Source organism: uncultured Slackia sp. (assembly GCF_934630525.1).
Classification (GTDB): domain Bacteria; phylum Actinomycetota; class Coriobacteriia; order Coriobacteriales; family Eggerthellaceae; genus Slackia.
The window spans coordinates 45,406-56,482 of sequence record NZ_CAKTVX010000012.1; the positions used below are offsets into that span (position 1 = coordinate 45,406).

Below are 11,077 nucleotides of genomic sequence, written 5' to 3' on the forward strand. Positions count from 1 at the left end.
CTTTCTCTCGCACATGTACGCAAGAGTCTACCATGGTTGACGCGGGGAACCGCTAGATATTCCAGCGGGCTTCGAATCGCTGAAGCAGGAACGAATAGAACTTATCGGCCTGCTCGTTCGAGCCGCCGTGGCGCGTTCGCGCGACTTCGATGGCGCGTACGAATCCCGGTTCAAGAATGGGAGCAAGGCGCGCGCCGGCGCCAAGCTCGCCCCAGCTATGTTCGGGCCAAAAGCCAACGCCGAGGCCAAGGCCGATCATCTTGCGCACGACCGATGGGTTATCGCTCTCGAAGGCGATTGTGGGGCGAAACCCCAGTTTGGCGCATTGCGACAGACAGAGGTTGCTGATGTTGCGCGAGCCTGCGAGCATGATGAAGCCGCTGTTTTGCACCTGGGCCAGCGAAATCGCTTCGCCGCGTTCGTTGGCCAAAGCGTCGCTCGCTGCGATGTCGCGCTCTTCGCCTCCAGGTCTTTCACCTTTTCCTGAATTGTCGCGAAAGCCTGCGTCGGGCTCTTTGGTTTCGCGCAGCGCGCGCTCCTCGGTTTCGTCGCCGTTCGTTGTGGGCACGGCGAGCATGATGCGTTCCTTGAATAGGCGCGCGCCCTTCGCTTCCGGCGTTTTTCCCGTTTGCATGCGCACTTCGATGTCGCACGGTTCAATTTTGCTGACGGTTTCGCTGCTCACAATCTGAAACTTTGCCGCGGGGTGTTGAGCGCGCCATTCCGCGACGGCGTCAACGACGATGTTCGAGGCCGAAACAACGTTGATGCGCACAATCGAGCTGCGCTCTTCGTCGAACCGCGCAAGCTCGCTGGTCGCCGAGTCGATTTCCCCCACCGCTTTCGCGATGCGTTTGCTGTAGAAGCGTCCTGCTTCAGTAAGGCGAATGCCGCGCCCTTCTGGTTCGAAAAGCTGCACGCCCAGTTCTCGCTCGAGGCGGCTAATCGCTTGGGTGAGCGAGGGCTGCGATACGCGAAGTTTCTGGGCGCTGTGCGTGACGTGCTCGCTTTCCGCAACTTCCAGAAAATATCTCAACTGCAAAAGCTCCACGGCGCTCCCCTCGTTTTCTTGAATTATAACGTCAAAGTGATAATAAATAACCAATTCATATATTAGACGCTATGATGCGCGCGAACTATTCTCAAAGGGTTTGAAATCCGAGAAATCGAGGGTGCAATGGCGGAATTTCTTGAAGCGGTCATGCTGGTTTGTTTTGGCTTGTCGTGGCCGATGAATGCGTATAAGGCGGCGAAGGCGCGCACGGCTGCGGGCACAAGCTGGCAGTTCATTTTGCTTATCACGTTGGGCTACGTTGCCGGTATTGCGGCGAAGTTCGTATCGGGCCAAATCAACTGGGTGCTGGCGGTCTATTTCCTGAACATGATTGCCATCGCGGCGAACTGGATCGTGTACTTCCGCAATGTGAAGCTCGATGCTGTTGCGGCGGGCCGCTATCAGGAAAAGCACGATGCGCGACGCGAGGCGCTGCGTGCGGAAAGCGTCGATGAACTGCTCAAAGATGGCGGCAAAGATCCGAAAACCGCGAAATATGGCGCCTCGATGGAAGGCGTTGAAGCCGAAGAGGCCAAGAAATTCCAGAAGCGATAGGGTCGAATGGTGCGGCGCTCGCGCGACCGCGGCCCAGCGCCGCCTGTGCGCGGGCGCTAAGCTTGCGTAAGTTCGCAGCCCATGCGGCCGCGATGCGCGAAATACTCAGCCTGCTTTTTCCGAGCGGGTTCGGCGCCCCTATACAACGAAGGCTCGCCTACTGCAGGCGAGCCTTCGTGTTTTTTACGCCAAAAGGCGCGTTGCCCAAGGATCGTTATTTCGTTTGATACTCGCGCATGAGTTCGGCAAATGCGGGCATTGAATTCACGATGGTCTCGTGGGCGACGCAGTAGCTTACGCGCAGCCAGCCCTCGACGCCGAAGCTGTTGCTGGGAACGAGCAGCAGCTCATGTGCCTTCGCGGCCTCGGCGAAAGCCTGAGCGTCGGATTCGAGCGCGCGAACCCACAAGTAGAATGCGCCTTGGGGCGCAACGCACTCGTAGCCGAGTTTCGTAAGGCCGCCATACAGGGCTTCGCGGTTCTTCGCATAGGCCTCAACATCGCTCGGCTCGTCGACGCAGCGCTCGATGACGTACTGCAGAAGCGACGGGGCGCACACGAAGCCAAGCGCGCGGCCCGCGCCGCACACGGCGTTGAAGGTGCGTTCCCAGTCGGGCATGGTGTTGGGAACCAGAATGTAGCCAATGCGCTCGCCTGGCAGGCTGAGCGATTTGGAATACGAGTAGCATACGAGTGTGTTCTCGTAGATAGGCGGAACGAACGGCACGCGCACGTTGCCGTAGACGATTTCGCGATACGGCTCATCGGCGATGATGTAAATGGTGATGCCGAATTCGTCCTGCTTGCGGCGCAGCGCGTTGGCGAGTTCGATCAAGTCGCATTCGGGGTACACCGAGCCAACTGGGTTGTTGGGCGAATTAATCACGATGGCCTTGGTTTTCGGCGTAATGGCGTCTTCGATGGCTTCGATGTTCATTTGGAAATCGTCGCGGCGAGCGGGCACCTCGATGCAGTTGCAGCCGGCGTTCTCAATCCAAACCTTGTATTCGGGGAAATAGGGCGAAATCACGATGAACTCGTCGCCTGGGTTTCCAACGGCGTTGAAGCAAATGGAAAGCGATGCGGCGGCGCCGCAGGTCATGTAGATGTTCGCACCTTCGTACGACGTGTCGAAGCGGCGGTTGAGCGATGCGGCCACGGCGGCGCGAACGCTCGGCGCGCCCTGGCTGGGGGTGTAGCCGTGCACTTGGGCGGGGGGCTGCTCCATCACATCGAGAATTGCCTGTTTAACCGCTTCGGGCGCCGGAACGCTGGGGTTGCCAATGCTGAAGTCGAAGACTTTGTCCTCGCCGATTTCAGCCTTGCGCGCTTGACCGTATGCGAACAGCTCGCGAATTGCTGACGGTTCGCTGCCCAACTCGTACATGCGTTGATTGATCATGGTGCCCTCGTTTCCCCACGCGCGCCCACGGGCGGCGTTGCTGGTTTCCTTCACGCATCTATGATAAAGCGCAAAGGGCGAGAAAGTTGGGGAATGGAACCTTTTTTCTGCAGATGGAAACGCAAGCCAGGGAGGAACACCTCAAGGCGACGCGTTGCTTCGGGCGTCTGTCGACGATGCGAAGTTGGTCGGGGAGCTGCGCGCCGTTGTGCGTTTTGCCGGCGCAGATGACTCCCTCTAGCTCTTCCTCGTATGGATAAGGTGGCGAATTGCTTCAATCGCGTGCCCGCGGAACATTGCCCTGGGGCCCGCATAGGCCATGGCGCGGCGTTGCCATGCCGATTCGGTGGGTGTGTAGCAATGGCTCTTGCATGTTTTGCATGCAGGGCGCGGCTCGCGTCGGCACAGTGCTCGGCGAACTTCGCCGTAGCGCAAATGTGCGGCGCATTCGGAGCAAAGGCGCGGAATCTTGTGCTGGGGATACATGCCCACGGCGGTGGCTTCGCTTTCGTATGGCGTGCGGTCGGCGGCGGCGTGGTGGTCGGCGCAGTAGATTTCCGTCATGCCAGCGAGCGTTACGATGTCGCGTGCGATTTCCTTTTCGGCAATGCGGTTAAGAATGCGCGCACGATGCTTGTCCCACGCTTTTGCGGCGGCTTGGTTTGCGGCCGCGGCTATGTCGGCTCCATCGAGGCGAGGGGCGTGGAGTTTGGCGGTCGTTTCGGCTTCAGCCGGGGCTGCTTCAGCTGGGGCCGTTTCGGTCGAAGCCACTTCGGCCGAAGCCATGCTGGCCGTGGCCGTTTCGGCTGCGCCCGCTTCGCTTGGGGTTGCTATCGTCGCGCCGGTCGCGCTCGATTCCTGTTCGGGCTCGATGCGGGCATCGTATTCGTTCGTTTTGGCCATCAATCCTCTGCCTTTCGCAGCTGCGCATTGCGTGCTCCATCGAGAATGCCCAGCTCAAAGCACTTTTCAACATAAATTTTATTCGCGACGCTCGTTGCCGCCGAAAGCGCGAGCCGCCGCTCGGGGGAAAGGTCGGCGGCGTTGCTCACCTGAAGGGCGAACGCGGGGCCGTCTGGTTTGCGAATGCCGCACGACCCAAGGCTCGTGTGGGCAACTTCGCCGCAAAAGAGCTGGCGAAGGGTTTCCTCTACCGCCTCGCAGAAGAAGTTATACGCGTGGTCGATGCCGTGGGTTGCCGCCGAAACTCGCAGCAACGAATGGATATCGTCCATCGAGAATGCGCGCTTCATCAGGCAAATCACGGTAAGCATGGCAACGTGGTTCGCGGTATAGCGCTTGGCCTTCGGCGCGGGGATAATGCCCTGCTTCACATAGTTGTTCACCATGGAGGCCGTGAGCAGCTTTTCGTCGGGTGCCACGAGCGGGCGCACTTGCGCATCTATATAGGTGAGCAGCTGGTCCATATACAAGTCGATCGCGGGAATGTCGGCATAGCGCGGTAGGCGCAGCTCGCGAATAAGCTCGACGTATTCCGCCTCGCTGAGTGCTTGGATATGTTTTGCTTTGCGTGTCATGGGCGCAAGCGTAGCACGTTGCATGCTCCTGCGCGGGTACTGGAAACGCTACCGTTGCGAAGCGTCCAATCAAACTCCATATTGCTTGACACGGTTTTGCTGCACACATAAGCTGGTTTTCAAAACGAGATGCATCAAACGCCGGCATCGCGCAAGCGTTGTTGGGTGAAGAAGGGAAGGCTCCATGATCGGCAACAACGGCATTAATGGCGCCATTAAGCAGGGGATTGAAAAGGTTCGCGACCTCGGCGACGCCGTTGCCGCCGACGCATCTGCGGTTCTCGGCGAAGCGGCGGAAGCGGCCGCAACTGCTGTGGCTACGGCGTCTGACGCCGCCGAGACGGTTGCCGCCACCGTGGCTGCCGCAGCGGGCGAGGGCGACGCGGAAAATCAGCGCATCGCCGTGCTGGTCGATTCCGCGACCGACGTGCCGCCAGAGGTTGTCGAAAAGTACGGCGTGTTTATCGCGCCCCTTCATGTGAACTATTCCGATGGCGACTTCCTCGATCGCGTGACTATTCAGCCCGAAGAGGTCTACCGTCGCTTCGAAACCGAGATTCCTAAAACCTCGACGCCGGCACCTGCCGATATCATGGCCCTGTTCGATCAAATTGCCGCTGAAGGCTACACCCACGTGATTGCCGTCACGATTTCCTCGGGGCTTTCGGGCACCTACGACTTGGTGCGCAGCATCGCCTCCGGCCGCGCCGATTTGCAGTGCGCCGTGGTTGACACGAAAAGCATCGGCATCGCCGCGGGCCTTACCGCGGTGCTCGTGTGCGAGCTCGTTGGCTCTGGCATGTCGTTCTCGCAGGTGGTCGCCCGCGCCGAGGGCACTGCCGAGCGCTCCGATGGCTTCTTCTGCGTGAACACGCTCGAGTATCTTTATAAGGGCGGTCGCATTGGCGCCGCGACGTATGCGATTGGTTCGAAGCTCGATATTCGTCCCACCATCAAGTGCAACGAAGAAGGCAAATACGTGGTGTGCGCGAAAAGCCACGGCCGCAAGGGTTCGCTGAAGAAGACCGTTTCGCTTGCGAAGAAGGTTGCCGCCGCTGCCCTCGAAGAAGGCCGTTCGGTTCGTTTCGCCGTGGCCCACGGCGACGCCGAGGCCGAAGCGCGCGTTATCGCCGACGACTTGAAGGCCGAATTCCCCCAAGCGATCGACGTGATTTTCTGCCAAATTTCGCCCGCGCTCGTGGTGCATACCGGTCCTGGCTTGGTGGGAGTTGGAGTTTCCGTTTTATAGCGCCCGGCGCGGTAGAATTCGGTTCGACACATTTGTCGGCATAAAGCCGAATTCATAAAGGAAGAAACCTCCATGGCCACACTGCAACAACTTCGCTACCTTATCGCCGTCGCGGAATACGGCTCCATCAACGCCGCCGCGCGCGAGCTGTTTGCGACGCAGTCGAACTTGTCCACGGCCATCAAAGACCTTGAGCAGGAGTTGGGCGTCACCATTTTCACGCGCAGCAATCGCGGCGTGGCGCTGACCAACGACGGCACCGAGCTTTTGGGTTACGCGCGCCAGGTAATCGAGCAGGCCGACATGCTTGAGCGACGCTATGCCGAGCATGGTTCGAGCCATGTGCGCCTGGCCGTTTCCACGCAGCATTACGCTTTCAGCGTGCAGGCGTTCGTAAATGTGGCCGAAACCTGCACGGGCGACGAGTACGACCTGGTGCTGCGCGAGAGCACCACGGCCGAAATCATCGAAGACGTGCGCAGCTTCCGCAGCGAAATTGGCGTGCTGTATACCGACGATTTCAACAGGCGCGTGCTCGAACGCGCTTTCGAGGAAGCCGACGTGCAGTTCCACCCCCTGTTCGAGGCTTCCGCGCATGTATTTGTGGGCGAGAACCATCCGCTCGCGAAGCGCGAGATCATCTCGCCCGAAGAGCTGGCAGCCTATCCTCGGTATTCGTTCGAGCAGGGCACGGTGAACTCGTTCTATTACGCCGAAGAGCCGCTCGCGTGGCTTCCGGCCGCGCGCAATATTCGCTGCTCCGACCGCGGCACGCTTTCGAATTTGCTTGTAAGCCATAACGGTTACACGCTTTCCACGGGCGTGCTTTCGAGCGAAATGTCGCACGGCATCGCAAGCGTTCCCCTTGATGCCGTCGAGCGCATGCGCGTGGGCTATATCATGCATCGCGAACGCCGTCCGAGCGAACTTCTGCTGCACTATATCGACGAGCTGCATGCCATCGCGCAAACCGACCCCGATGTCGAGATGCTTGGATAGCGCGACGCTTGGATAGAGCGACGCTTGGATAGAGCGATACTCGGATAGCGCAATGTGCCGCTCGCTTTCGCTTTGGCGCCGTTTACCCGTCTAGCGTGTAAACAACCTGTGACGACCTCCCTTTCCGCGGCTTTCCCGACACTACAATGAAGTGTTGTGTCAAGCTCACATTCCCAATAAGGAAAGGAATTTTCCCTATGTGCGGCATCATTGGATACACCGGAAGCTTGCAGGCGAAGGACGTTTTGATTCGCGGCCTGAAGCGCATGGAATATCGCGGCTACGACTCGGCGGGCATCGCCGTGCAAACGCCGCTGGGCCTCAACGTGAAGCACAAGGTCGGCAAGGTCGCAGGTCTTGAAGCCATGATTGAGAGCATGGACATCGACGGCACGTGCGGCATTGGCCATACGCGCTGGGCAACCCACGGCAAACCGAGCGAGAATAACGCGCACCCGCATACGGCCTGCGCGAATGATATCGCCGTGGTGCATAACGGCATCATTGAGAACTATGCCACGCTCAAAGAAGAGCTCATCGGTCGCGGGCATGTGTTCTCGAGCGAGACCGACACCGAAGTCATCGCCCATTTGGTTGAAGAAGCCTACGACGGCGATTTGCTCGAGGCTGTGCGCCAGGCGACCTATCGCTTGGCCGGCGCGTATGGTATCGCGGTTGTGTGCGATGTCGAGCCAGGCGTCATCGTGTGCGCCCGCAAAGACTCGCCCATTGTAGTGGGCCAGGGCAAAACCGGCGCGCTCGTCGCGAGCGATATCGTGGCGCTCATCGATGAGACGCGCGACGTGGTCGTGCTTGAAGACGACACTTTCGCGAAGCTCACGTGCGCGGGCGGCGAGTCGACGATTGAGTATTTCGATCAAGAAGGTGGCGAAATCCACCCGTCCGTTACGCATGTCGATTGGGATGTTTCCGCAGCTGAAAAGGGTGGTTTCCCCGATTTCATGCTGAAGGAAATCTACGAGGAGCCGCGCACGATTCGCGACACGCTTGCCGGCCGCATGGTGAACGGCCATTTGCAGTTCGACGAGTTGTCGCTCAATTACGACGAGTTGGCGGCCATCGATCGCGTGTATATCATCGCGTGCGGCACGAGCTACCATGCGGGCCTTATCGCGAAGAACCTCATCGAAGCATGGAGCCGTATTCCTTGCGAAGTCGAGGTGGCGAGCGAGTTCCGCTATCGCAACCCCATTATCACGCCTTCGACGCTGGTGGTTGCCGTGTCCCAGTCGGGCGAGACGGCCGATACGCTGGCCGCCATTCGCGACGCGCGCATCAAGGGCGCCAAGGTGTTCGGCATCACCAATGTGGTGGGCAGCCCCGTGGCGCGCGAGAGCGATGGCGTAATTTACATCAAAGCGAACAAGGAAATCGCCGTGGCGGCGACGAAGAGCTTCTTGGGCCAGGTGGCGGCGCTCACGCTGCTCGCGATGCTGCTCGGCCAGCTGCGCGGCGGCCTTACGACGGCTCAAATTCGCATGCTGTTCCGCGAGATGGCCGATACCGCTCAGCACATTGAGCAGATTCTGGCCGACACGAGCACCATCGAAGAGGCGGCGCTCGCATGCAAAGATGCGCAGAACGCCCTGTTCATTGGCCGTGGCATTGGCTCCACCATTTGCTACGAGGGCGCGCTGAAGCTCAAGGAAATTTCCTACCTGCATGCCGAGGCCTACGCGGCCGGCGAAATGAAGCACGGGCCCATCGCGTTGCTCGACGAGGGCTTCCCCGTGATCGTGGTTGCTACGAAGAGCCCCACGTACGACAAGGTGATTTCCAATATTCAGGAATGCAAGGCTCGCGGCGCCCTTGTGGTGGCGATTGCCACCGAGGGCGACGAGGAAATTAAGAAGCACGCCGACTACGTGATTTATATTCCGAAGGTGCGCGATTGCTTCAGCGCCATTACGGCGAGCGTGCCGCTGCAGCTGTTTGCTCGCGATATCGCCATCGCTCGCGGATGCGACGTCGACCAGCCCCGCAACCTCGCCAAGAGCGTCACGGTAGAGTAATTTGTGCCGCCGTTCTGTCGAACGGCGGCGTTGTCGACGCTGCGCTGGGCTCTGGCGGCGCATTTCGGGCTCAAGCTGGGCGCGCCCGCTCGGGCGCATAGGCAGGAATTGAAAATGCCACAGGCATTTTCAACGCTCGAACTGCACTCGCCAGAGCCCATGCTCGCTGACGCGTGGGCGAATGCAGCTCATCCAAAAAACAGGTCAATGGAGCCACTTATGCGTTCCGCGCTTTGTGGAATTTGACGTGGTGTTCATTCGACGTCGTACGCGCGGCTACAATTATTCATTGTATGAATCCCTGCGAGAAAGGTGCGATGTGTCGGTTGGTTTGGGTGTAGATATCGTCGAAATCGAACGCATGCGACGCATCTTGGATCGCACGCCGTCGTTCGCGCACAGGGTGTTTACCGATGCTGAGCAGGACTATTGCAACCGAAAGGGCAATCCGGCGACGCATTACGCCGCCCGATTCGCCGCGAAAGAAGCGGTGTGCAAAGCGCTCGGCACGGGCATTTTGGCAAGCGGCATAGGCATGCGCGACGTCGAGGTCGTGCGCGATTCCCATGGCAAGCCTGCCATTGCGCTGCATGGCGCTGCCGCTCGCATCGCCGAAGAGCAGGGCGTCGTCGACGTGCCCCTGTCAATTACCTATACCCATTCGGTTGCCGTGGCCAATGCCGTGGCCATCACGAAGGCGTCGCAGGCCGAACGCGAAAAGCGCCGCGACGTGAAAGCCGAGCTTGCCCAGCAGTTCAAGGAAATGCGCGGCATGCTCGACGATTTGGGCGAGCAAACCGCAACGAGCGCCGAGGCCAAGGGCGCCGGAGAGCCGGTGCAACCCGGGGGCGCAGGCAAGCGTTCGGAAAACACGGACTAGAACCCCCTGTGCGCTTCGCTCGCGCAGTCTTGCCGAAAGGCATTCCCGATAAGAGTTCGGAAAGGCACACGCATGAAGAAGATCACGAAAAAGCTCGCGGCGGGCCTTCTGCCCCGGCTTTCCGCCGACGCCAACAAATACACGCGCGGCACCTGCGAGCTCGTGGTGGGCCAGCCGTCGTACCCGGGCGCCGGCGTGCTCGCGACTATGGCGGCCACGCGCATGGGCGCCGGGTATGTGCGCGCGTACACCTGCTCCGAGGCCGCAGCTGCGTTGCGCGTCGTGCAGCCGTCGTGCGTGTGCTGGCCGTTCGACACGTTCGCGGAATGCGACCACCCTTCAAGTTCGCGCCATCCGCGTGCCGTGGTGGTGGGGAGCGGATTCGCCACGGGCGAGGCGTCGGCCGATATCGTGGTCGATGTGCTTCGCCACGCGCAAGAGCCCGCCCTTGTCGACGGCGGCGGCTTGGCGGCGCTTGCGACCGCCGAGGGCGCTGCGGCGCTGCGCGAACGCTTCGTGGCGGGCTATCCGACGGTTATTACTCCGCATGGCGGCGAGGCGGCGCGTCTGCTTTCGGCCTTCGATACGGCCGATGTCCAGGTTGCGCGCGCCCATGCGAAAAAACAGGGCGTACCTGAAGCTGCGGCCGATGCGCTCTTTATTGCCCAGGCCTTCGGCGTGGTGTGCGTGCTCAAGGGCCCCGACACCTATATCGCCGACGGCAACGAGGAAAGCGTCGATGACGTGATGGTGCTTACGTGCGGTACGCCTGCGCTCGCGAAGGCGGGAACGGGCGACGTGCTCGCGGGCGCGATTGGCTCGCTGCTTGCGTGCGGCATGGATCCTAAAGATGCCTGCGCCTTGGGCGCATTCGTGCATGCTCGCGCTGGTGTGCTTGCGGCCGCCGATTCCGTTGAACTGTGCGTAACGACGGAAGACGTGCTCGCGCATCTTCCGCATGCTGTGCGCGCGCTCGACGGAAGGCTGTAGGCGCTGGCAAGCGTGGTGAATTGTTGGTTCGGCGGCTTTTTGGCAGCGTGGCGTGCGGGTGCTCGCGGGAGGCTTCCTCTTTGGTATATTCCTCGAACCCGATACCCTTTGCCTTCCTTGTCTGATGGGGCCTGTTTTGGCCGATTACGGCATTTGGCTTTCGGGTGTCGCGCTTTGGTTTATGATCATTTCGGTTTGGAAACAATCCGCGCAAAACTCGTGCGTGTAGCGGGAATTGGCCACATACTCGAACCATGCCGAATAAGTGGCTTGAGCGTAAGGAGGCTGCGATGGCAAACAACAACATTCAAGTAGAGGTGCTCGATTCGAGCAGCGAGTTCCGTCCCGGCCGAAAGGGCGGGTCGGTTAATTGGATG

The 11,077-nt window shown here is 60.1% G+C and carries 10 protein-coding genes; 6 read left to right on the top strand and 4 right to left on the bottom strand.

The features are described 5' to 3' along the window. Window positions 1–52: 52 nt before the first annotated feature. Window positions 53–1,051 (bottom strand): LysR family transcriptional regulator, encoded by a 999-nt coding sequence (locus Q0D41_RS08905; RefSeq protein WP_294378134.1) that lies wholly within the window; start codon window positions 1,049–1,051, stop codon window positions 53–55. Window positions 1,052–1,201: 150 nt separating this feature from the next. On the opposite strand from Q0D41_RS08905, the gene Q0D41_RS08910 reads away from it, so the two are divergent. Next, window positions 1,202–1,609: a hypothetical protein gene (locus Q0D41_RS08910; protein ID WP_294378138.1), complete on the top strand. Its 408-nt coding sequence runs from the start codon at window positions 1,202–1,204 to the stop codon at window positions 1,607–1,609. 214 nt (window positions 1,610–1,823) lie between these two features. Here the strand turns inward: Q0D41_RS08910 and Q0D41_RS08915 are convergent, their stop codons facing one another. The 3 genes from Q0D41_RS08915 to Q0D41_RS08925 form a co-directional block, all read right to left on the bottom strand. Then, entirely contained in the window at window positions 1,824–3,011 is a 1,188-nt protein-coding gene (locus tag Q0D41_RS08915; RefSeq protein WP_294378141.1) for a pyridoxal phosphate-dependent aminotransferase, read from the bottom strand. A gap of 237 nt (window positions 3,012–3,248) precedes the next feature. Then, entirely contained in the window at window positions 3,249–3,914 is a 666-nt protein-coding gene (locus Q0D41_RS08920) for a nitrous oxide-stimulated promoter family protein (RefSeq protein ID WP_294378146.1), read from the bottom strand. Further along, on the bottom strand, window positions 3,914–4,549 hold the full coding sequence (locus tag Q0D41_RS08925; protein ID WP_294378148.1) for a DUF1836 domain-containing protein: 636 nt from the start codon (window positions 4,547–4,549) through the stop codon (window positions 3,914–3,916). Before Q0D41_RS08925 ends, Q0D41_RS08920 begins: the two co-directional genes overlap by 1 nt. 184 nt (window positions 4,550–4,733) lie before the next feature. Between Q0D41_RS08925 and Q0D41_RS08930 the strand changes: the two genes are divergently transcribed. From Q0D41_RS08930 to Q0D41_RS08950, 5 genes are all read left to right on the top strand, one after another. Next, window positions 4,734–5,798: a DegV family protein gene (locus tag Q0D41_RS08930; RefSeq protein ID WP_294378151.1), complete on the top strand. Its 1,065-nt coding sequence runs from the start codon at window positions 4,734–4,736 to the stop codon at window positions 5,796–5,798. 72 nt (window positions 5,799–5,870) lie between these two features. Beyond that, entirely contained in the window at window positions 5,871–6,797 is a 927-nt protein-coding gene (locus Q0D41_RS08935) for a LysR family transcriptional regulator (RefSeq protein ID WP_294378154.1), read from the top strand. 197 nt (window positions 6,798–6,994) lie between these two features. Next, on the top strand, window positions 6,995–8,830 hold the full coding sequence (gene glmS / locus Q0D41_RS08940) for a glutamine--fructose-6-phosphate transaminase (isomerizing) (RefSeq protein WP_294378156.1): 1,836 nt from the start codon (window positions 6,995–6,997) through the stop codon (window positions 8,828–8,830). 319 nt (window positions 8,831–9,149) lie between these two features. Beyond that, on the top strand, window positions 9,150–9,710 hold the full coding sequence (acpS, locus tag Q0D41_RS08945) for a holo-ACP synthase (protein ID WP_294378159.1): 561 nt from the start codon (window positions 9,150–9,152) through the stop codon (window positions 9,708–9,710). 72 nt (window positions 9,711–9,782) lie between these two features. Next, entirely contained in the window at window positions 9,783–10,700 is a 918-nt protein-coding gene (locus tag Q0D41_RS08950; RefSeq protein WP_294378162.1) for an NAD(P)H-hydrate dehydratase, read from the top strand. Window positions 10,701–11,077: the final 377 nt, after the last annotated feature.

What these genes read in the sequence shown, in the direction of transcription:
- Q0D41_RS08910 (WP_294378138.1), top strand. Translation starts at nt 1,202, where the DNA reads ATGCTGGTTTGTTTTGGCTTGTCGTGGCCGATGAATGCGTATAAGGCG.
- Q0D41_RS08915 (WP_294378141.1), bottom strand. Translation starts at nt 3,011, where the DNA reads ATGATCAATCAACGCATGTACGAGTTGGGCAGCGAACCGTCAGCAATT.
- Q0D41_RS08920 (WP_294378146.1), bottom strand. Translation starts at nt 3,914, where the DNA reads ATGGCCAAAACGAACGAATACGATGCCCGCATCGAGCCCGAACAGGAA.
- Q0D41_RS08925 (WP_294378148.1), bottom strand. Translation starts at nt 4,549, where the DNA reads ATGACACGCAAAGCAAAACATATCCAAGCACTCAGCGAGGCGGAATAC.
- Q0D41_RS08930 (WP_294378151.1), top strand. Translation starts at nt 4,734, where the DNA reads ATGATCGGCAACAACGGCATTAATGGCGCCATTAAGCAGGGGATTGAA.
- Q0D41_RS08935 (WP_294378154.1), top strand. Translation starts at nt 5,871, where the DNA reads ATGGCCACACTGCAACAACTTCGCTACCTTATCGCCGTCGCGGAATAC.
- glmS (WP_294378156.1), top strand. Translation starts at nt 6,995, where the DNA reads ATGTGCGGCATCATTGGATACACCGGAAGCTTGCAGGCGAAGGACGTT.
- Q0D41_RS08950 (WP_294378162.1), top strand. Translation starts at nt 9,783, where the DNA reads ATGAAGAAGATCACGAAAAAGCTCGCGGCGGGCCTTCTGCCCCGGCTT.